Origin of the sequence: Kangiella aquimarina DSM 16071 (assembly GCF_000374105.1) — a bacterium.
Lineage (GTDB): Bacteria > Pseudomonadota > Gammaproteobacteria > Enterobacterales > Kangiellaceae > Kangiella > Kangiella aquimarina.
In genome coordinates this window covers 1,419,055-1,439,553 of sequence record NZ_KB893650.1, presented here as the reverse complement: position 1 = coordinate 1,439,553, position 20,499 = coordinate 1,419,055, and the positions used below count along the sequence as shown (strand labels likewise).

22 protein-coding genes are annotated in these 20,499 nt (G+C 42.4%); 10 read left to right on the top strand and 12 right to left on the bottom strand.

The window, feature by feature from the left end; genetic code table 11:
* Positions 1–48 precede the first annotated feature (48 nt).
* From B158_RS0106985 to B158_RS0106955, 7 genes are all read left to right on the top strand, one after another.
* A complete protein-coding gene (locus B158_RS0106985; protein ID WP_018624652.1) occupies positions 49–780 on the top strand; it encodes an FAD-binding oxidoreductase in 732 nt (243 codons plus the stop codon).
* A gap of 38 nt (positions 781–818) precedes the next feature.
* A complete protein-coding gene (locus tag B158_RS0106980; RefSeq protein ID WP_026309289.1) occupies positions 819–2,534 on the top strand; it encodes a dipeptidyl-peptidase 3 family protein in 1,716 nt (571 codons plus the stop codon).
* A 137-nt stretch (positions 2,535–2,671) separates the two neighbouring features.
* Positions 2,672–3,064, top strand: coding sequence for a sulfurtransferase complex subunit TusD (gene tusD / locus B158_RS0106975; protein WP_018624650.1), 393 nt, complete (start codon positions 2,672–2,674; stop codon positions 3,062–3,064).
* 5 nt (positions 3,065–3,069) lie between these two features.
* On the top strand, positions 3,070–3,435 hold the full coding sequence (tusC, locus tag B158_RS0106970) for a sulfurtransferase complex subunit TusC (RefSeq protein ID WP_018624649.1): 366 nt from the start codon (positions 3,070–3,072) through the stop codon (positions 3,433–3,435).
* A gap of 9 nt (positions 3,436–3,444) precedes the next feature.
* Complete coding sequence (gene tusB / locus B158_RS0106965; protein ID WP_018624648.1) at positions 3,445–3,717, top strand: sulfurtransferase complex subunit TusB; 273 nt, start codon at positions 3,445–3,447, stop codon at positions 3,715–3,717.
* A gap of 10 nt (positions 3,718–3,727) precedes the next feature.
* Positions 3,728–4,054, top strand: a complete 327-nt coding sequence (locus tag B158_RS0106960) for a TusE/DsrC/DsvC family sulfur relay protein (protein ID WP_018624647.1) — start codon at positions 3,728–3,730, stop codon at positions 4,052–4,054.
* A 213-nt stretch (positions 4,055–4,267) separates the two neighbouring features.
* A complete protein-coding gene (locus tag B158_RS0106955) occupies positions 4,268–4,924 on the top strand; it encodes an MlaC/ttg2D family ABC transporter substrate-binding protein (protein ID WP_018624646.1) in 657 nt (218 codons plus the stop codon).
* Between the two features lie 61 nt (positions 4,925–4,985).
* On the opposite strand, the gene B158_RS0106950 is transcribed toward B158_RS0106955, so the two are convergent.
* Positions 4,986–5,459, bottom strand: a complete 474-nt coding sequence (locus B158_RS0106950; RefSeq protein WP_018624645.1) for a peroxiredoxin — start codon at positions 5,457–5,459, stop codon at positions 4,986–4,988.
* 105 nt (positions 5,460–5,564) lie between these two features.
* Between B158_RS0106950 and ggt the strand changes: the two genes are divergently transcribed.
* On the top strand, positions 5,565–7,307 hold the full coding sequence (ggt, locus tag B158_RS0106945) for a gamma-glutamyltransferase (protein WP_026309287.1): 1,743 nt from the start codon (positions 5,565–5,567) through the stop codon (positions 7,305–7,307).
* An 81-nt stretch (positions 7,308–7,388) separates the two neighbouring features.
* On the opposite strand, the gene B158_RS0106940 is transcribed toward ggt, so the two are convergent.
* Positions 7,389–7,568: a PspC domain-containing protein gene (locus B158_RS0106940; protein WP_018624642.1), complete on the bottom strand. Its 180-nt coding sequence runs from the start codon at positions 7,566–7,568 to the stop codon at positions 7,389–7,391.
* A 722-nt stretch (positions 7,569–8,290) separates the two neighbouring features.
* Between B158_RS0106940 and pheA the strand changes: the two genes are divergently transcribed.
* The gene (pheA, locus tag B158_RS0106935; RefSeq protein ID WP_018624641.1) at positions 8,291–9,493 is read left to right on the top strand and encodes a prephenate dehydratase; all 1,203 of its coding nucleotides are present in this window, start codon (positions 8,291–8,293) and stop codon (positions 9,491–9,493) included.
* Positions 9,483–10,544: a 3-deoxy-7-phosphoheptulonate synthase gene (locus B158_RS0106930; RefSeq protein ID WP_018624640.1), complete on the top strand. Its 1,062-nt coding sequence runs from the start codon at positions 9,483–9,485 to the stop codon at positions 10,542–10,544. The genes pheA and B158_RS0106930 overlap by 11 nt, the downstream gene beginning before the upstream one ends.
* Here B158_RS0106930 and arfB read toward each other — a convergent pair.
* The 10 genes from arfB to B158_RS0106870 all read right to left on the bottom strand — a co-directional run bounded on the left by arfB (position 10,541) and on the right by B158_RS0106870 (position 20,266).
* On the bottom strand, positions 10,541–10,957 hold the full coding sequence (arfB, locus tag B158_RS0106925; RefSeq protein ID WP_018624639.1) for an alternative ribosome rescue aminoacyl-tRNA hydrolase ArfB: 417 nt from the start codon (positions 10,955–10,957) through the stop codon (positions 10,541–10,543). The genes B158_RS0106930 and arfB overlap by 4 nt on opposite strands.
* Before the next feature lie 3 nt (positions 10,958–10,960).
* The gene (gene trhO / locus B158_RS0106920; RefSeq protein ID WP_033414001.1) at positions 10,961–11,935 is read right to left on the bottom strand and encodes an oxygen-dependent tRNA uridine(34) hydroxylase TrhO; all 975 of its coding nucleotides are present in this window, start codon (positions 11,933–11,935) and stop codon (positions 10,961–10,963) included.
* Between the two features lie 287 nt (positions 11,936–12,222).
* On the bottom strand, positions 12,223–12,792 hold the full coding sequence (locus tag B158_RS0106915) for a hypothetical protein (RefSeq protein WP_018624637.1): 570 nt from the start codon (positions 12,790–12,792) through the stop codon (positions 12,223–12,225).
* Between the two features lie 32 nt (positions 12,793–12,824).
* Positions 12,825–13,505, bottom strand: coding sequence for a M48 family metallopeptidase (locus B158_RS0106910; protein WP_018624636.1), 681 nt, complete (start codon positions 13,503–13,505; stop codon positions 12,825–12,827).
* A gap of 24 nt (positions 13,506–13,529) precedes the next feature.
* Positions 13,530–13,823: a GIY-YIG nuclease family protein gene (locus tag B158_RS12955; RefSeq protein WP_018624635.1), complete on the bottom strand. Its 294-nt coding sequence runs from the start codon at positions 13,821–13,823 to the stop codon at positions 13,530–13,532.
* A 20-nt stretch (positions 13,824–13,843) separates the two neighbouring features.
* The gene (locus B158_RS0106900) at positions 13,844–14,350 is read right to left on the bottom strand and encodes a C40 family peptidase (RefSeq protein WP_018624634.1); all 507 of its coding nucleotides are present in this window, start codon (positions 14,348–14,350) and stop codon (positions 13,844–13,846) included.
* A 76-nt stretch (positions 14,351–14,426) separates the two neighbouring features.
* Positions 14,427–15,422, bottom strand: coding sequence for a serine/threonine protein kinase (locus tag B158_RS0106895; protein WP_018624633.1), 996 nt, complete (start codon positions 15,420–15,422; stop codon positions 14,427–14,429).
* A gap of 6 nt (positions 15,423–15,428) precedes the next feature.
* Positions 15,429–16,127, bottom strand: a complete 699-nt coding sequence (locus B158_RS12950) for a DUF502 domain-containing protein (protein WP_228127075.1) — start codon at positions 16,125–16,127, stop codon at positions 15,429–15,431.
* A gap of 75 nt (positions 16,128–16,202) precedes the next feature.
* Entirely contained in the window at positions 16,203–17,390 is a 1,188-nt protein-coding gene (locus B158_RS0106885) for a GNAT family N-acetyltransferase (RefSeq protein WP_018624631.1), read from the bottom strand.
* A gap of 671 nt (positions 17,391–18,061) precedes the next feature.
* Entirely contained in the window at positions 18,062–20,266 is a 2,205-nt protein-coding gene (locus B158_RS0106870) for a M3 family metallopeptidase (RefSeq protein ID WP_018624629.1), read from the bottom strand.
* Positions 20,267–20,499: the final 233 nt, after the last annotated feature.

Here is a 20,499-nt window from a genome sequence, read left to right as displayed (position 1 = left end):
CACTGCTATAACCTATAATGACAGCAAAATAGAAGATCGAGAGCACTTATGCCATTACCTACTTTTCGTGTGAAATTAACCGAAAACGAACAGATAACACCGAAAGTCCACAAACTAGTATTCGAGTTTGTGGAGCCACAACAGTTCACCTACATTCCTGGACAGTTTGTGTCCTTCATTCTCCCACACGAGGGCGACAAGCCATTAAAACGTAGCTATTCCATCGCGAATCTTGAACAAAGCCCTGAAAATACTCAATATCTTGAGATAGTTGTAGCTTATGTTGAAGGCGGTAAAGCTACCGAGTTCTTCTTTAATGCCAAACCTGGTATAGAAATCGATATTACCGGCCCTTTTGGACTGTTATATCTACCCAAGGAGTTACCACAGAGAGTATTTCTGGTTGGTACAGGTACGGGGGTTGCTCCGTATCGCTGCATGCTCAATCAGCTTAAAAATTATCCTGATACTGAGTTTCATATCCTGTTTGGTGCTCAGTATGAGGAAGACATGTTCTACCTGGATGATTTCAAACATGCAGCTGAGCAGAACAATATCTTTTTCCATCGCTGCTTAAGCAGGCAGGAACCTTTACCAACAGGTTGCGATAAAGGATATGTTCAGAATGCCTTAGAAAGCCTTCAACCTAATCCTGAAACCGATATGGTTTATTTATGCGGTAATCCCAATATGGTGGATGATGTTTTTAATCTATTAAAAGACAAAGAGTTCGGTGTTAAACAGGTTAAACGAGAAAAGTACGTATTTAGTAAATATTAAGATAAGAATGGGACACGACTATGAATAAGACTTTATTAATGAAAAAGACTGTATGCAGCCTAGCCGTTGCTTTTGCACTGGCAATTGGTGGTTGTAGCAATGAATCAGAAACGACTAAAACTCCAGCAACAGAAACACCAAAAACCGAAGTCGCAACTGAAGTCAAAACTTCGAAAGCTGATCAAGGTGTGAGCAAAGAGAGTTTTGAATACAGTCGTTTTGATATTTATGCACCTTTCACTTTAACAAGCGATTTATCTCATCTGTCTGATAATCAGAAGCAAATGATCGCACTGCTGATCGATGCAGGAAAGATTATGGACAACCTGTTCTGGAAGCAGTCTTATGGCAATAAAGAAGAGCTTCTTTCTAAAATTGACGATCCAAAAGCTAAGCAGTTTGCGATTATCAACTATGGCCCATGGGATAGACTTGACGGTAATAAAGCTTTCATTGAAGGTTATGAGCAAAAGAATAAAGGCGCACAGTTTTATCCGTCAGATATGACAGTGGCACAGTTTGAAGCCTGGGAAGAAGAAGATAAAGACGGTTTATACTCAATTGTGCGTCGCGGCGAAAACGGTAACTTAACACTAATACCTTATTCAGTTGCATTTAAGGAAGAACTGGAACAAGCCAGTAAACTATTAAAAGAAGCTTCAAAACTTGCCGAAAACGAAGGCTTTAAGCAATACCTCGAGCTTCGTGCCGATGCTCTTTTGACTGACAATTACCAGCCTTCAGATCTGGCCTGGATGGATATGAAAACGAATCCAGTAGAGTTGGTTATTGGTCCAATCGAAAACTATGAAGACCAGCTCTTTGGTTACAAAACAGCCTTCTCTGCCTATGTTCTGATCAAGGATCTTGAGTGGAGTGAACGTCTATCTCGCTTCGCGGCCTTCCTTCCTGAACTGCAAAAAGGCTTACCGGTTGAAGATCAATACAAGCAAGAAATGCCAGGTACAGATAGTGACCTGAATGCATATGATGTTGTGTATTATGCAGGTGATAGCAATGCAGGTTCTAAAACTATAGCCATTAACCTACCGAATGATGAACAGGTACAACTGGCGAAAGGCACTCGTCGATTACAGCTTAAAAATGCGATGCGCGCTAAGTTTGATAAAATTCTGGTACCGATTTCTGAGCAGCTGATTGCACCGGAGCAACGCAAGCACATCACATTTGATGCTTTTTTTGCCAACACCATGTTCCATGAAGTAGCTCATGGGCTTGGTATCAAAAATACTATCGATGGTTCAAATACAGTGCGAGCAGCGCTCAAAGATACCGCATCAGCCCTGGAAGAAGGTAAAGCTGATATCTTGGGGCTCTACATGGTTAGTAAGCTTTATGAAAAAGGCGAAATAAAAGATGGCGAGCTTATGGATAACTACGTGACCTTCCTCGCTGGCATCTTCCGTTCTGTCCGCTTTGGGGCATCTAGCGCACACGGCCGAGCAAACATGGTCCGCTTTAACTTCTTCAAAGAAGCTGGCGCTTTCAGCCGCGATCAGGAAACAGGCTACTACAAGGTGAATTTCGACAAAATGTCTCAAGCGGTTGACGCCCTGTCCAATAAAATCCTGACCATTCAAGGTGATGGTGATTACGAAGCGGCTAAGAAACTTCTGGATGAACAAGGTATTGTTGACGATCAGTTAGCCAGCGATTTGAAGATGTTAGAAGAAAAGCAGATACCTGTTGATGTTGTATTCAATCAGGGCAAAGAAGTACTTGGCATAAAATAGTCTATACACAAAACATATCAGGCGCCTGCGGGCGCCTTTTTTATACCTGTGAATCGCCAGTGATGATTACTAGGCCTCAGTCGAGCACTCTGTTAAAATGCGCACATCTTGACTGCGAGCAATCAGACAACCAGACAATGGCCACCTTTTCTTTACTTGTTACCGCTAACCCCTACTCTTCACAGGGACAATTTAGCGCTATTGAGTTTGCCAGAACCTTGTTAGAGCAAGGACATAATCTTCTGCGCGTATTCTTTTATGCAGACGGCGTTCTGGTGGCAAGTCGTTTACATGCTCCTCCAGCGGACGAAATCAATTTAACAAAGTCCTGGGCAAAACTGGCTATAGAAAAAGATATTGAACTGATAGCCTGCGTCACTGCTGCCAACAAGCGAGGCATCGTTAATGCTTCAGAAGCAGAGCGCAATGCTTTAACCGGCGATAATCTTGACCCTGCTTTTGAAATTAGTGGACTTGGTCAATTAACCGAAGCGATGCTGGAAAGTGATCGCGTGATTACATTTGGATAATCATCATGAGCAAATCCATCTGTATTGTATTCAACAAAGCACCTTACGGCTCGCAAGCGGGTCGCGAACTGCTGGATATAGCTTTAATGGCTGCCGCTTTTGATATGCCAATAACAGCAATATTTACCGGGCAAGGCGTCTATCAGTTAATAAACAACCAACAGCCAGATATACTCAATATCAAAAATCATTCCGCAACGTTTAAAGCTCTTCCTCTATATGACATTGAGCAAATATTAGTTGACCAGAATGCGTTGCATCAATTTAACCTAAGTCAAAACGACCTGTTAGGCATTGATGAGTTACAGTATGTGTCAGCCGATGTCATCAAATCCAGAATCGCAAATAGCGATTTTGTGTTAACGCTTTAGGGGGCTTTAATGAACAGTCTTTACATAATCAATAATCCCCAAAAACTAAGCGAAGCCCTTCCCTTTATTGGTGAAAATGATGGGATACTGCTGATTGAAGATGCGGTAGTTCTGGCGACAAGCGATAGCGCTCAAACTCATTGCAAGAACCAATTTGCTCTGGAAGAAGACTTAATCGCACGCGGAGTAAAAGATAAGAGTCAAGCTAGTTGGGAGCTGGTTGATTACCCTCGGTTTGTAGAGCTCACTTTAACGTTTGATAAATCCATTACATGGTTATGAAGGTAAGCTAATGATTGATTTACTGGCGGAGCTTGCTCGGGATAAGCAGGGATACTTAACAGACTCCAGTGTGTGGAATGAAAAAATCGCCAATGCCATTGCAAAAGAAGAGAGTATAGAACTGACAGACGATCACTGGCAGGTCATTTGGTATGTGCGCAAGTTTTACGAAGAGTTCAATACCAGCCCTTCCATCCGGCCCCTGGTGAAGTATTTAGCCAAAGAATGGTCTCCAGAAAAAGGCACTAGCATCTATTTACACATACTATTTCCTGAAGGCCCTGCCAAGCAGGCTACTAAAATTGCCGGCCTGCCCAAACCAGCACGTTGTATTTAACCTCAAATAAAATAGCTAACCCATTGATTTTAAATCATGTGGTTATTAGCTGACTTATTCGCACAGCCTGTTACAAATTCACATTAAGCGTGCGTTAAGTTTCATTGTTTAGGATAGCTAGCAATAGTAAAATAGCCGCCATTGAGTTAATGGCAAATGTGACGTTGATGCGTCCAAGAATAACAACCCGACATAAATGGTTAAGGTGAACCTATGAAACGTATTATTAATCAAGTGCTTGCAGTGTTAGTACTTTTTGGTCTGAGCCAGACAGTTATGGCTAAAGAAGATCCAAAAATCCACATGGAAGAAGTCACAAAGCAGATCAGTGCAGAAATTCTTTCTAATAAAGAAAGAATCAAAACTGATTCAGAATATGCGAAAGGTTTAATTGAGCAGTACCTACTTCCAGAGGTTGATACCGAGTACATGGCCAAACGTATTCTTGGTCGCCAATACTGGGAAGAATCAACTGAAGCGCAGCGCAAAACCTTTATACAGGAGTTCATCAGCCTGTTATTGAACAGCTATGCTAAAGGATTAGCAAACTATGATGGACAACCAATTACCTATGAAGAAACTCAGTATTCAACCAGTGGCAATACTGCTAACGTACGCTCAGTGATCATTCCACAAGAAGGCGAGCCAATCTTAATCGATTACCGTTTGAAGTATGGCTCTGATGATAAATGGCTGGTGACGGATGTTATTATTGAAGGCGTCAGCATGGCTAAGAGTTATGCGACACAATATCGTGAGAGAATTGCTCAGGTTGGTATTGAAGCAACCTTGAAAGAGCTTGCTGAAGAAAACAAAAAAGCTAAAAGTGCCACTGAAATCAGTGACGAAGCACCAAATGAAAAGTCATAAAAAGCAACTTATAAAAAAGGCCAGCATGAAAGCTGGCCTTTTTTATTTTCAACAGAACGATTTATAGCTTACTAAGAATATTCTCAGCAGAACTTTTCTCAAAACCTTTCTCGTCAACTTCTAATGCTTTTACCACACCATCGTCAACAATCATGGCAAATCGCTTGCTGCGGACGCCCATACCAAATCCGGTAGCATCCATTTCAATGCCCATTGCTTCGGTAAAGTCAGCATTACCATCAGCTAGCATCATGATTTCATCGGCGTTTTGTGCTTTACCCCAGGCATCCATAACAAAAACATCGTTAACCGACATACAGGCAATGGTATCAACGCCTTTTGATTTGATGTCATCTGCATTGACCACAAAGCCTGGTAAATGTGCAGCACTACAGGTCGGTGTAAAAGCACCCGGTACGGCAAACAAAACAACCTTTTTGCCCGCAAAAATATCATCGGTGGTAATATCCTTTGGGCCATCTTCGCCCATCACTTTTAACGTTACATTTGGTAACGTATCGCCTACTCCAATCATAGTTTTCCTCTATTTGACTGTGATTTCTGGTCTATTATCTTAACGCTATATTTATTTCGAGCGCAAAGTTTATTAGAGTGAGTCTCTAAACAGAGGAGAATATCCATGACACCATTCATAAAGTCCTGCGCCACAGCCATTATCGTATGCTCAATAATAAGCGGTTTTGGTATGGTCAGCGCAAAAGCAGCCGATAGAATTACCGGTAAAGATTTCGCCACACGCTCAGAAGTCATTGCACAACATGGCATGGCAGCTACTAGTCATCCTTTAGCCACCCAGATTGCATTAGACGTCATGAAAGATGGCGGTAACGCCATAGACGCTGCTATTGCAGCTAATGCAGCATTAGGATTGATGGAGCCAACAGGGAACGGCATCGGCGGCGACTTATACGCTATTGTCTGGAGTGCGAAAGATAAAAAACTGCACGGCTTGAATGCGTCCGGACGTTCCCCTCTTGGATTATCATATGATCAATTAAAAACAGAACTGGATAAACTTAACCGCGACGATCTGCCTCCTTATGGCATGCTACCTATCTCTGTGCCTGGTGCGGTTGATGGCTGGTTTGAGTTGCATGAAAAATTTGGCAAGTTGCCAATGAAAAAAGTACTAGCACCTGCTATCGACTATGCTGAAAAAGGCTTCCCTGTTACAGAACTGATTGCCTATTACTGGAACCTCAGCGTTCCTCGCCTCAGCCCACAGCCAGGGGCGTTTGCTGAAACCTTTACCATTGATGGCAAGGCTCCACGTAAAGGCCAAATTTTCAAAAATCCTGATTTAGCCAATACCTATCGTATCTTAGCCAACAAAGGCCGAGACGCTTTCTATAAAGGCGAAATAGCCAAGAAAATCGATGCCTTTATGAAAAAAGAAGGAGGCTACCTTCGTTATGAAGACTTCGCCAAACATACTTCTGACTGGGTTGAGCCGCTGGGAGTCGATTACAAAGGCTACACCCTGTGGGAATTACCTCCAAATGGTCAGGGTATTGCGGCACTACAGATGCTACAAATTCTTAAGAACTATGATTTGAGGGCTATGGGTTTTAACACCACGGAATCACTGCATACATTGATTGAAGCTAAAAAACTGGCATTTGAAGATCGTGCAAAATTTTACGTGGACACAGATTTCAGTAAACAACCTATTGAAGAACTTATATCAGAAGAATACGGTAAAGAACGAGCCAAGCTCATTGGCAATAGAGCAGCCCGTACCGTCCAGGCTGGCAATCCTAGACTTGAAGAAGGCGATACCATTTATATGACCACAGCCGACAAGGATGGCAACATGGTTTCCTTGATTCAAAGTAATTACCGTGGCATGGGCTCTGGTGTCGTAACACCAGGACTGGGTTTTGTGTTCCAGGATCGTGGTCAGTTATTCTCAATGGATCCAGACCACGCCAATGTGTATGAACCAGGTAAACGTCCTTTCCATACCATCATCCCTGCCTTTATTACTAAAGATGGCAAGCCATTCATGAGCTATGGCGTAATGGGTGGCGCCATGCAGCCACAGGGCCATGTGCAAATTCTGATTAACATGGTCGATTATGATATGAATGTTCAAGAAGCCGGAGATGCTCCTCGTTGGCAACACATGGGCTCAACCGAGCCTACTGAAAGCCAAGCAGCTTATCTAACAAACGGTGGTTATGTAGAGTTTGAATCAGGTATTCCACAGGAAGTCCTGCGTGACCTGCAACAAAGAGGCCATGATGTACGTTTTGGTAATGGCGGTTTTGGTGGTTACCAGGCAATCATGTGGGATGAAGAAGAAGGTGTTTATTATGGCGCTTCTGAATCACGCAAAGATGGACAAGCTGCTGGCTACTGATTAGCATCCTGTAGAAAACAAAAAAAAGCCTCTGGTTAATCATGACCAGAGGCTTTTTTGTATCTGTCCAATAACCAGTGTCTACTCTTCAGGCATGACTATCCACAAAATCAGGTAGACCAGTACGCCTGAAAAAGCGGTTAAGATACTTAATAGAACATAAAGAATTCGCGTTGTATTTGGATTCCAGCCCAACCACTTAGCAAGGCCTCCACAAACACCGGCAATCACACGATCTTTTGTACGTTTTAACTCTGCCATAATTTCCCTCATCGATTTCACTGACTATATTTAGCATAACAACAGCTAAGCCATTGACCAACATGGAGTTTGTAAATCTTTGTGTTAGTTCATGAAATGGTTATATAAAGAAATTAGGGTCGAGTCGCTAAAGACTGCTCAGTCATACAGTCGATAGCGACTCTGGGGTAGAACCTTAAATACTAACAAGAAAGGTCTAAAGTTAACTTTCCTTCAGCTATATGTGTTAATTACAAATTGAAATATTGAGATAAGCGAATTTGAGTTGGCTTAGCGAGAATAAACCACTTATCAATTTCTTATACGGACTATCAATCCCGAGTGATTAACGCCCAATTCTTTCCGTTTAGCTAAACTAAAGTATCCTTTTCAGCCACTAGCTAAGAATGTAATTAACTGTGGAAAGCGAACGAAAGGCATTCTAGAAGCAATTCTGAGATAAATCTACATATATTTATATACTTACCCAATAGCTTATAACTAGGAAGAATACTAGAAAAGCTAGCTGTAATTATAAGGTTGACAGATCCACAAGTGGCTCATAGGATTGAATAATGAACAAGCAAACTTATAACTTTTACTTTTATTTCTTTACTCTGATCCCTTCGGAGGAGTCTTGTTCGAGCCAATAAAAGTAAACACTAAGAACAACTGAAAAACCTCCCAACCGGGAGGTTTTTTTTTGCCGGCACTTTTATCTAACCTGAAGAATGAGATGACATATGAATAAACCAATAAACACTCTAAAATCGCTAAGGGAATCGATCGGTAATCTAGACTTGAAGATTCTAGATTCGTTTGCAAAAAGACGACAACTAAGTCTTGAAGTTGCCGCCTATAAATTAAAGAATAACGCAAAGATAAGGGACGAAGAGCAGGAGAAAAAACTGCTTGCCAGACTCATAGAAAAAGGCGAAGAGTTTGGGATTGCACCAAATACAACTTTAACCTTATTTCACAGTATCATAGAAGACTCTGTTCGAGGGCAATATGATTACTTTCTTCAACAGCAAAAAGCTAATGGACAGCGCCTGGTAAAAGTTGCGGTACTTGGTGAACCTGACTCATACAGTCATATTGCGTTAAAGAATCACTTTTCAACAAAAGACCAACAGCTTGAAACTACTCACTGCAATTCCTTTATTCAGATTTTTAAGGAAGTAAATAATGGCGAATCAGACTTAGGCATTGTGCCTATTGAAAATACCACTTCTGGTAATATAACAGAAATTTATGACCTGCTCAGTGAATACAACTTAAACATTGTTGGTGAAGAAAAACTTAAAGTTCGACACTGTTTGGTGGGTACTGAGCAATCTTCGATTGAATCTTTAAGAGATGTTTATTCGCATCCTCAGGCAATAGCTCAATGCAAACAATTCTTTCTGGACCACCCACAAATTCAAAGCCACTTTCGAAGTAGCTCAAGTTCAGCTATAAAACTGATTGCCGAATATCAGAACCCGACAATTGGTGCCATTGCAAGTGAGCAAGCAGCCCAACAATCTGGGTTAAAAGTCCTATCTTACGCAATCAATAATTATCAGGAAAACTACACAAGGTTTTTATTGATAGCAAAAGAGTGGATCGAGGTTCCATCAGCTATCCCCGCTAAAACAACAGTATCTATAGATACCGGTCAACATGCCGGAGCCTTATTAGATTGCTTACAGGTCTTCAAGAACTATCAAATAAACATGAGCAAACTGGAATCCAGACCCATTCCAACACAACCTTGGCACGAGCGATTTTACATTGATTTAGAAGGCAATGTTTCTGAACAGGATCTTTCACTGGCTTTAGTCGATCTCAAGCAGGTTGCTAACCAGGTTCACCTTCTTGGTTGCTACCCAAAACATGATGTCATTGCAACAAAACTTGATTTAAATGCCCTAAACCATAAGGAAGCCAAAAATGAAGCTTGAATTGCAATTGCAGAATAACCTCAACCTGGTTGATAACGTAAATATTGAAAGACTGGATATACTGACTCCACCCTATGAACTGAAGCATCAGCTACCCATATCACAACAGGTAACAAGAACCATAGTTAATAGTCGCAATGCTATCCGACAAATACTTAGAGGAAATGATAAGCGACTTATCGTTATCGCTGGCCCCTGCTCCATTCATGATATTGCTAGTGCAAAAGAGTACGCAACAAATCTTTATCGGTTACATCAAGAGCTATCGAACAAACTCTTTATTATTATGCGAGTCTATTTCGAAAAACCAAGAACAACTGTAGGTTGGAAAGGACTAATCAATGATCCTGATCTTAATGGTAGTAATAACATTAACTTGGGGCTACGCAAAGCTCGCTCCTTACTATTATGGCTTGCAGAGCTTGGCCTTCCGGTTGCAACAGAGGCTCTTGACCCAATCACACCACAATATATATCCGACTTAGTTAGTTGGTCTGCGATAGGTGCACGCACTACGGAGTCCCAAACTCACCGCGAAATGGCTTCGGGCCTGTCCATGCCAGTGGGATTTAAGAATAGTACAGATGGCTCATTAGATTCTGCAATTAATGCAATTACGGCCGCTTCATCACCCCACAGTTTTATTGGTATAGATAACTCAGGACAAAGTGCCCTGCTCCACACTCGAGGTAATCCAGATTGCCATATTATTTTACGTGGTGGGAATACACCAAACTATGATACCCAGAGCGTTGCTAAATGTATTGAGAAGCTAAGACAAAAACAGCTCAATCCAGCAGTTATCATTGATTGTAGTCATGGAAACTCAAACAAAGATTACAACAAGCAACCCACTGTGATGAAGGATGTTGTTCGCCAGATCACCAATGGCAACCAAAACATTATAGGTGTCATGTTGGAGAGCCACTTAAAATCAGGGAGTCAACCTTTAAGCGCTCAGCTTGAGTATGGAAAATCGGTAACTGATAGCTGTATTGACTGGGAGGTTACCGAGCAACTGTTGAGGGAGGCTTTTGCAGCTTTAGACTAAAATAATGGCTTTTTTCGCATTGATTTCTTTTGCGAGTGCTGAGTCTTTTTATTAAGACGCTTTTCTTTCGAAGCCTTGGTTGGCTTGGTTTTAATGCGCTTTTTTTTGGGCTTGGCAACTGACTGAATAAGTAGGCGTAATCGAGAAAGTGCATCGTCACGATTGCGATCCTGAGTACGGTGCTTTTGGGCTTTGATAACTATCACTCCATCTTGAGTGATACGATTATCATTAAGCGCCAATAGCTCTGATTTATAGAACTCAGGTAAGGAAGATGCTGGTATGTCGAATCGCAGATGAATTGCGCTGGCCACTTTGTTGACATTCTGACCACCCGCGCCTTGTGCACGGATGGCCGTTAACTCTATTTCTGAATCAGGAATTGCAACATTGTTGGAAATGACCAGCGACATGATTTAACTTTTAGCCTTGTGTTTCTGCGCCTGCTTTTGCATTTCACGCATACGCTTCTTCTGTTGGCGACGCATGGCAATAGCAGTTAGCACATCAGAGCCTATATGCTCTTCGCCTCTCGCTTTTGCCAATTGTACCTGGCGTTCACGTTCAGCGTAACGCTGACGTTGTTCTGGCGTCTGCTTGTCATAGCAGTGTGGGCAGCTAACGCCCTTTTCATATTTTTCGTGTTGCTTTTCTTCTTCCGTGATTGGCATACGACAGGCATGGCACTGATCATACTGACCTTTTTTCAACTCATGATCGACTGCAACACGATTATCGAAAACAAAGCACTCGCCTTCCCACATGGATTCTTCTTGTGGCACTTCTTCTAAATATTTCAGAATTCCGCCTTCCAGGTGGAACACATTTTCAAAGCCCTGCTCTTTCAAGTAAGCCGTCGATTTTTCACAACGTATACCACCAGTACAGAACATAGCAACTTTCTTATGTTTATTCGGATCAAGGTTTTGTTTTACATACTCAGGAAACTCACGGAAAGTTTCGGTGTTAGGATTAAGAGCCCCTTTGAAAGTCCCGATCTGTACTTCGTAATCATTACGAGTATCAACCAGCACCACCTCAGGATCAGAAATCAACGCATTCCAGTCTTTTGGCTTCACATAAGTACCCACCACTCGTTTCGGGTCAATACCCTCAACGCCCATGGTAACGATTTCTTTCTTCAGTTTGACTTTGGTGCGATAAAACGGCATCTCTTCATCATACGACTCTTTGTAGTCAATATCAGCCAGGCGCTCGTCATGCTTAAACCAGGCCAGTAGCGTATCAATCGCTTGACGGGTACCCGCCACAGTGCCATTGATTCCCTCTTTCGCCAACAGCAAAGTCCCCTTAATATCATTTTCAAGCATCACGTCCAGCAAGGGCTGACGAATAGCTTCAAAATCCTCAAGAGTGACAAACTTATACATGGCGCAGACCACAATCGGGTGCGTCGTTTCGTTATAAACAGAAGATGATGTAGACACAGCAGACGACTCTGCTGATACAGATTTGGTTTGACTCATTGTTACCTCTCGCTCGCTGGAACGTAAAACCAGTGCAAAATTCAGGCGCGATTGTAACGGTTATTGAAGGATTTGTGTAGGGGTGATGTTTATTTTTCAACCAAATCACAAAGCTGTAAGCTAGAGAAATAAGGGATTAAGGCCACCAACATACTATCCTCAATGGTTATATCTAACCCTAAAGGCTAAAGTTACTCATTTCTGCTATAGCACTTTTCTGATGCCCCGTAACCACAATGGGAGGAAAGCCAATATTCACTACCCGAAAAGCTAGAGAATGCAATTAAGCCTTTAAGTTCTGAAAATAAATAACTTGATACGAGTTTATCTTCATTGTCAAAAACACTAACTCGAATTACGTTTATACTCTTACCAAAAACCGCTACTTCTAATTGCTTTACATTGTCATCGCAAGAATGAATCCCATGCCCCTCAGAAAGCTCTACTCTGAAAGTATAAGCATCATATTGCCAAGATATGTCTTCACAAAATGTGGCAGTGTTTAATTGTTTAAATAAATCATTAGGAACCACAGTTATAGAGTTATACATAATCAAGCAAACTTTAAACTGTTCTTTAGAACAAACATCTATATCAGTGACATCAGCAGTCCCGAACTCAATTAGCTGGGCGGACTTTGAGTCTAAAACTGATATAGAAATGTTTCCTGAGCTTAATGAATAATATTCATAGTCTTTTGTCTTAGCATCCACAGCTCCTAGCAATGCTAAAAGTATTATAGCCAACATTATAATTTTCATGACTTCTCCAAACTACGTATTACACCCAATACTCAACACCAAATCCGATGTCCATGCTCTTTCAGCCATTGTTCCGATTCTAGATAGTCGGGGCAATTGGTTGCTACCAGCTGCCAAAAAGGTTTCGAATGATTCATGTATTTGAGGTGGCACAGCTCATGGATGATTAAATAGTCCTGTACAGATATTGGTGCCATCATTAAAAGTGGATTAAATTGCAGGACACCTTTGGTAGTACAGTGTCCCCACTTGGTTTTTGTCTTGCGAAATTTTACTGCCTCTATTCGGTTATCCAACCCCATAATTGATGCGATTTGCCAGACTCTCGGTTCAAACTCTGCTTTTGCTGTTTGCAATAGCCATTGTTGGAATTGTTTTTTTAGATAGGTTTCGTCCAATTGGCGAGCTTGAATTTTAAGTTTTTCACCTTCAATTTTAATCGCATTTTTACCTTGCGACAGCTGCAAAACGTGAGTTTTTCCACAATATAAAACCGTTTCGCCCTCTTTAAGCTTCAAGCGTTCGCTGTTCTTTTGCTGCTGAAGTTTGAGCTTTTTTAGAATCCAGGGCTTTTTCAGTTCGACAAATTCATCAATCCAGTTCTGCGGAGCCTTTAAGGGCGCGCGCACTTCTACTCCATCATCACGAATATAAATGACCAGGGTTTTGCGGTTACTGCGCGTGATGGTTAGCTTAAAAGGTTCGTGCTGCATTGATTAAGATTTATAACCTGTGGCTTATAGCTTTACTTTGCTTTTAGGAGGGATCTCATTAACGATTAGCTTCCCGGATGCTAACAGTTTTTTCTGCTCTCGGGTTAGTCGCTTAACTTTAATCTCTGCTTTAAGCGCTTCCGATTTGCTTTCAAACTCAGTGTGAAAAATCATAGTTAAAGGCTGACGGCCACGCAAATACTTAGCGCATTTTGGGCCGTTAGACTGATGTTCTTCAAAACGTCTATGCAGATCATTAGTGATGCCCGTATATAAGGTGTCATCACCACAACGTAAAATGTACAGATGCCAGCTCATAGCATTGGTTTACTCATAAATTACTCTTTGTAGAGCCTGCCAGCGCGAATTAGGCGTGGCTTAAAATAAGGGTTGTCCATAGTCGTAATCGAGACAGTTTTGCCGCTTGATGGCGCGTGGACAAACTTTTTATCGCCGATATAAATTCCAACATGCGATGGCTTACCATTGATACGGTAAAACAATAAATCTCCGGGCTGCAGTTCATTCAGTGTTATTTTACGAGATGCGTACAACTGATCTCGAGATGTCCTTGGAACATAATCACCAACCTGAGTATGGGTGAAATAAACAAGTCCGCTACAGTCAAACCCTTGCTGAGGCGATGAACCACCATAAAGATAACGCTTGCCGATCATGGATTGTGCCATTAAAGCAATATTTTCGCCTTTGTCCGGAGCTGGCCTGATGCTTTTATAACCCTGTTGTGGCTGGGTGCTTTGAGTGCGCTCGGGCGCACTTGAGCAGGCAAAAAGCCAAAAGCTGGTAGCCAAGATAACGATATATTGTGGAAGTGATTTATTCATTGCCCTACCCTAGCAGATGAAAACTGAACTTACCCTAAACCAGTGCACACTCATTTTGAGCGACCGGTAACAGTCATTAAACATTTAACAACTCTAGCGCTGGCTCCTGCAACTCAGCAAACTGACTTCTCAAGTCCAGAATTTGCTCTTCCCAGTAACGAATAGAGTCAAACCAAGGGAATGCCTGCTGGAAAGCGGGATCACTCCAGCGCTTTGCCAACCAGGCGCTATGATAGAACATACGCAGCGTTCGCAATGGCTCAATGAGCCTAAGCTGTTTCATCGGGAAAGTCTGAAACTCTTCATAGCCTTCAATAATCTCAGAAAGCTGCGTAATCTTTTGTGGTCTTTCTCCGGATAACAGCATCCAGAGGTCCTGAACCGCTGGAGCCATTCGAGAATCATCAAAGTCAACAAAGTGCGGATTATCATCACGCCACAGGATATTGCCGATATGGCAGTCACCATGGGTTCGAATATAGTCCACTTCGCCAACCGCCTGCCATTGCTTACGTACTTCTTTGAGAATATCTTCAGCCAGAGTCCGATAAGGCAAATGATATTCTCGCGGAACTGCGTGCTCCATTAAATACTCAAAACTTTCCTGACCGAAGCTATCAACCGTCAAACTTGGCCGGAACTGATAAGGTCTGCTCTCTCCAACAGCATGAATCCGACCTATAAAGCGCCCCAGGGTAAACAGGCTATCGAGATCATCCAATTCTGGAGCATGACCTCCCTTACGCGGATATAGCGCATAATAAAAGCCTTCGTACTCAAACAGGGTTTTGCTGTGCAATGACAGAGGTGCAACCACTGGCAACTCAGCTTCTGCCAGCTCCGTGGTAAATTCATGCTCTTCAAGGATCTGCTCCTGAGTCCAGCGTTCTGGACGATAGAACTTGGCAATAACTGGCTGCTGCTCTTCAATACCAATCTGATAGACGCGATTCTCGTAGCTATTCAGGGTCAGTATTCGTCCATCACTATAAAACCCCAAAGCCTCAACTGCGTCGAGAATAAAGTCCGGAGTTAGCTTATCGAAAGGATGAGCCAAAGGAGTATTACTCATACAACCTTAGCCTTTGTCATTTTCATTGCCGTTCTTTTCTTTGGATTTAGCTTCATCTTTTCGCTCAGCTTCACGGCTATCCTGCTTATTATCACCACTTTCTTTGTCATCAACTGAATCCGGTGTGACTACAGACTTGTCTGAACCCATAGATGCAGTCAGTACTTTTTTCATCGCTTCGCTAGGCGACATATCCAACTCTTTGCACTTGGACTTAGGCATGAAAAAAGTAAAACCACCAATCTGATAGCTCATCGGTACATAAACAGCGACCAGATCATCACGCTCACCAAGACTGACATTACTGGCGGTGATAAAGCCAATCACCTCAACACCTTCTTTCACCTCACATAGAACCGCCTGACGCAGGTCCTCTTCTTTATCAGGAGACAAAAAGCGCATAACATCATTAAAGGCACTGTAAACCGTATTAACGAGCGGAATACGTTCCATCAGCTTATTAAGACCAGAAAGAATCACCTGCCCCAAATAGAATTTAATCAACAGACCCAAACCAAAAATCAAAAGCAACCCCAAAATCAGGCCCAGACCTGGCCAATAAGCATCGTCAGGAATGACGAGCAGCAGGAGCTCTCGAAGATAAGTTTCAAGCGTAGTCAACAACCAGCCAACCAGCGCAATGGTCAATAAGATAGGAAGGATGGCAATCAGTCCCTGTAGGAAAATTGCACTAATATTTTTCATACCACCAACTTTCATATTATCGTTATTCCACTTACGAATAGATGCCAAAACAATAGCATACTTAGTGCAAAGCGACTATGGATCCTTTGGTTCCAGTTTGTAAGCTGAGTGTGATTGGTAATACTCGAAAAGCTGCTCAATTTCTTTCGATTCGTAACGAAGCGCCTTATCAATCGCCTCTCGAAATGCAGGTTCGACTATATAGTGGTAAGAATAAGTCAATACAGGATTAAAACCACGAGCCAGTTTATGCTCGCCCTGCGCTCCCGGCTCGAACACCTCAAGCTGATGAGCAATGGCATACTCTATTCCCTGGTAGTAACAGGTTTCGAAATGCAAAAACTCTTCATCAATTAAAGCCCCCCAGTAGCGTCCATATAGATGAGTTTCCGACTTTATGAAAAAAGCTCCAGCCAGCCGCTGTGCATCTTTTCTAGCAAACAGCAACAACACTTGCTCCCCCATACTCTCCGCCAATTGAGGAAAGAACTCTGGCGTCAGCTGTGACCAGCTGCCTTTCTCATCAAAAGTCTTTTTATAGAGTTCATAGAAACACTGCCAATCTTCCATGGTAGCCTCAATACCGGATAGCCATTCAAAGGTCCAGCCTCGGGCAGACACATGACGCCGCTCTCGTAAGATGTTCTTGCGTTTCTTGGCTTTTAAGTTCGATAGAAACTCATCAAAACAGGTATAACCTTGATTCCGCCAATGGAACTGGACATCTCGCCGAGTGAGCAGGTCTGTCTGGTCAAGTAAAGCACGGCCTTCAGGATCGGGAAAGTTGATATGCCAGGAACTGATGTGATTTTGCTGCAACCAATCAGATACAGCAGCGACTATTGCCAATTGCTGCTCCGTGGTTAAGCCACAATGCAACAGACGAGGCCCGGTGATTGGCGACAAGGGTGAGGCTGTCAGGGCTTTGGGGTAGTACTCGAGACCATGCCGTTGATAAGCATTAGCCCAGGCCCAATCAAAAACAAATTCGCCGAAAGAGTGACCTTTTAGATAAAGAGGCATGAAAGCCACTAACTGATTTCCAGTGTAAGCAGCAACATGTAGTGGCTTCCACCCTTTTTCGGCGGTTACAGACTGACTCTTTTCGAGCACCGACAAAAAACGTGGATCAACAAATGGATTTAATGAAGAGCCAATACTTGCCAGTTGCAGCCATTCAGATTCAGCAATATCCGATATGGATTCAATAAACTTAATTGTTAAGTCTCGATCTGGGCTGGTGCTACTTATTTTTGGGGACAAAGAAAGACTCAATGAGTATCGATAGTGACATTTCAGACAAATTATCACGAAACCTTAAGCAAAAAAAAGCCCACTCAAAAGCAAAGTGGGCTAAAATTGGGGGTAAGTTTTTGGGTAAATCAAACAAAACAAATCAAAACAATCTATAGGGGGTGTCCTGTTAAGGACTAATCATCAGAAGATTCTATATACTCTGATGATTTCAATAATTTATAGTAATGCAATGGCTAGCACTGAAACAATGATGGCCGCAATTACAATCTCTAATGCACCTTCAGTAATCTCGTTCATGTCTATCTCCTTGAGTAAATAACGCTATGTCTTTGTTACGGGGTTAATTCTACGCCTCTTATGTGACAAATTTAAGACAATTTCGCTGGATATTTTTTAAGGATACACATTAGTTTTATTTATCTAACAAGTCACAATTGCAAAATTCTAAAAGTAACAAATTATTACATTTTGCCTAAGTTACTCTAATCCTTATGAAAACCCTCAAATCAAATCCGAACGGAGATCGGCAGTACTGATACAGATTAAGAGAATATCTCTTAACCCATTGATTTTAAATTGTGAAGCAGGTCTGTTTTAAAGTGATAAATATTAACGTTAGAAACAAAAACAGCCGCCCGAAGGCAGCTGTTTTTGTGTTATATGATTAGCTAATCTATTTAGTCAATCAAACCACGGCTTTTCAACAGATACTGTGGATCAGCTTCTTTACCACGGAATTTCTTATACAATTCTAATGGATCCTGAGTACCCCCTTTTGACAGGATATACTCAACAAACTTATCCGCAGTTTCCTTATCGAAGATGCCATTCTCACGGAAAGCCTGATAAGCATCAGCAGCGAAGATTTCAGACCAGATATAGCTGTAATAACCTGCTGAGTAACCGCCTGAGAAGATATGCGAGAAATAAGTGGTACGGTAGCGAGGAGCAATCTCGGGGATTAAGCCAACCTCTTCAAGAACCGCTTGTTCAAACGCATCTGCATCTTTTACTTCATCGCCAACTTCCTGAGTATGCCAGGCCAGGTCTAACAAGGTTGCCGCCATGTACTCGGTAGTTGCAAAGCCCTGATTAAACTGAGCAGCAGCCTGGATTTTATCAATCATGTCCTGAGGGATAACCTCGCCTGTCTTGTAGTGCTTAGCGAATTGAGCCAATACTTCCGGCTCTAACATCCAGTTCTCAAGAACCTGCGATGGGAACTCAACAAAATCACGAGGCACTGAAGTACCGGTTTGTGATGGGTAAACACCATCAGATAACAAGCCATGGGTGGCATGACCAAACTCATGGAACAATGTGCTTGCCTGGTCGAAGGTCAATAATGTTGGTTCATCACCTACTGGACGTGGGAAGTTCAGAACATTGACGATAATCGGCTTAACGTATTCACCATCTTCTGTCACAAACTGCTTACGGTACGAATTCATCCAGGCGCCACCACGCTTGCTGTCACGCACGTAGAAATCAGCCAGATAAATACCAATCAATTCACCTTTCTCGTCTGTCACTTCGAAGGTGCGGACATCTTCATGGTACTTTGGTAAATCAAAACGCTCTTTGAAGTTCATGCCGAATAGGCGATTTGCCGTATAGAAAACACCCTCAAGCGTACTGTCCAAAGAGAAATAAGGTTTTACTTCTTCTTCGTTCAATGAGTATTTGGCTTTGCGGATTTTTTCCGCATAGTGACGCCAATCATGCGCGGCAAAAGTGAAGTCACCGCCCTCTTCATTGATCATTTCCTGCATGGCAGCTACTTCTGCTTTAGCCTGCTTAATGGCTGCCGGCCAAACCTGGTCGAGCAACTTAGAAACGTTATCAGCATTCTTGGCTGTACGCTCCTCAAGTACGAAGTCAGCATGTGACTTGTAGCCCATCAAATTGGCTTTTTGTGCACGAAGCTCTGCTAACTCAATGGCAATTTTCTTGTTGTCATACTCATTGTCGTTATCGCCACGATGCGTATAAGCGTAATAGACCTTCTCGCGAAGATCGCGCTTAGTTGAATTAATCAGGAATGGATCTTTACTGGTACGGTGCGTGGTAATAACCCATTTACCTTCGTGACCACGCTCTTCGGCTGTTTTCGCAGATGCGTCAATAAACCATTGTGGTAAACCAGCTAAATCTTCCTCATTATCAATGACCAGTTCCCAGTTGTTAGTTTCAGCCAGTACATTCTCGGCAAACTGCAATGAGAGCTGGGTCATTTGCTTATTCAGGTCACGTAGCTTTTGCTTCTGTTCATCGTTAAGCTCAGCACCACCACGCACGAAAGATTTGTAACCGTCTTCAAGCAAGCGCATTTGGTCTGGGCGCAAACCTAGCTCGTCTTTCTTGGCATAAAGGGCAGAAACACGCTTAAACAGATTGTCATTCAGATTGACATCATCACGCAAAGACGACAACTCAGGACCAATTTCTTTCGAAATCGCCTGTAATGTTGGGTTAGTATGGGCTGAAGTCAGGTTGTAGAACACATTACTGACTTTATTTAATAGCTTACCGTTGTATTCCATCGCTTCAATGGTATTAGCAAAGGTAGGCTCTTCCGGGTTATTAGCAATCGCTTCAACCTCGGCACGAACCTCGGCAATTGCTTTTTCAAATGCTGGCTTGAAGTGCTCATCTTTAATTTGATCAAAAGGCGGGATGCCGTATGGAGTATCCCAGTCTTCAAAGAAAGGGTTAGTTGCAGTGACATCAGTGCTTTCAGTTGAAGACTGCGCTTCACCACTAGAAGCAACCGTCTGAGCCTTTTCCGACTCAGCAGTAACTTTCTGATCATTGTCACCATTTGAGCAGCCAGCCGCTAAAAGCGCAGACATTACTGCCGCAGCGATAGATAGTTTTTTCATCATAATTACCTTAGGTTTATTACCTTACTTAGATTTCCCCAGTGGTCGCTCAGCTACATGCCGAACTTCCCAAAATCAACTCAAACGTCTTTTTATACGGACTCTAAGACCAATAGGCAAGGCAAGCAGTCGGCAAATATGTAACAAATCTAAACACAATCAATGACGTTCATTCTTCTAAATTGAGCTAATTCGAACTGCTACATTCTGTTAATACTCAGTTAAGCTATTGA

Coding starts and splice junctions, on each gene's coding strand:
- arfB (WP_018624639.1), bottom strand. CDS start 10,957: ATGTCGCTGGTCATTTCCAACAATGTTGCAATTCCTGATTCAGAAATA.
- B158_RS12955 (WP_018624635.1), bottom strand. CDS start 13,823: ATGAGCTGGCATCTGTACATTTTACGTTGTGGTGATGACACCTTATAT.
- B158_RS0106950 (WP_018624645.1), bottom strand. CDS start 5,459: ATGATTGGAGTAGGCGATACGTTACCAAATGTAACGTTAAAAGTGATG.
- B158_RS0106985 (WP_018624652.1), top strand. CDS start 49: ATGCCATTACCTACTTTTCGTGTGAAATTAACCGAAAACGAACAGATA.
- trhO (WP_033414001.1), bottom strand. CDS start 11,935: ATGTATAAGTTTGTCACTCTTGAGGATTTTGAAGCTATTCGTCAGCCC.
- B158_RS0106955 (WP_018624646.1), top strand. CDS start 4,268: ATGAAACGTATTATTAATCAAGTGCTTGCAGTGTTAGTACTTTTTGGT.
- tusB (WP_018624648.1), top strand. CDS start 3,445: ATGAACAGTCTTTACATAATCAATAATCCCCAAAAACTAAGCGAAGCC.
- B158_RS0106910 (WP_018624636.1), bottom strand. CDS start 13,505: ATGCAGCACGAACCTTTTAAGCTAACCATCACGCGCAGTAACCGCAAA.
- B158_RS0106895 (WP_018624633.1), bottom strand. CDS start 15,422: ATGAGTAATACTCCTTTGGCTCATCCTTTCGATAAGCTAACTCCGGAC.
- B158_RS0106940 (WP_018624642.1), bottom strand. CDS start 7,568: ATGGCAGAGTTAAAACGTACAAAAGATCGTGTGATTGCCGGTGTTTGT.
- B158_RS0106960 (WP_018624647.1), top strand. CDS start 3,728: ATGATTGATTTACTGGCGGAGCTTGCTCGGGATAAGCAGGGATACTTA.
- B158_RS12950 (WP_228127075.1), bottom strand. CDS start 16,127: ATGAAAAATATTAGTGCAATTTTCCTACAGGGACTGATTGCCATCCTT.
- ggt (WP_026309287.1), top strand. CDS start 5,565: ATGACACCATTCATAAAGTCCTGCGCCACAGCCATTATCGTATGCTCA.
- tusD (WP_018624650.1), top strand. CDS start 2,672: ATGGCCACCTTTTCTTTACTTGTTACCGCTAACCCCTACTCTTCACAG.
- B158_RS0106870 (WP_018624629.1), bottom strand. CDS start 20,266: ATGAAAAAACTATCTATCGCTGCGGCAGTAATGTCTGCGCTTTTAGCG.
- B158_RS0106930 (WP_018624640.1), top strand. CDS start 9,483: ATGAAGCTTGAATTGCAATTGCAGAATAACCTCAACCTGGTTGATAAC.
- B158_RS0106900 (WP_018624634.1), bottom strand. CDS start 14,350: ATGAATAAATCACTTCCACAATATATCGTTATCTTGGCTACCAGCTTT.
- tusC (WP_018624649.1), top strand. CDS start 3,070: ATGAGCAAATCCATCTGTATTGTATTCAACAAAGCACCTTACGGCTCG.
- B158_RS0106915 (WP_018624637.1), bottom strand. CDS start 12,792: ATGAAAATTATAATGTTGGCTATAATACTTTTAGCATTGCTAGGAGCT.
- B158_RS0106980 (WP_026309289.1), top strand. CDS start 819: ATGAAAAAGACTGTATGCAGCCTAGCCGTTGCTTTTGCACTGGCAATT.
- pheA (WP_018624641.1), top strand. CDS start 8,291: ATGAATAAACCAATAAACACTCTAAAATCGCTAAGGGAATCGATCGGT.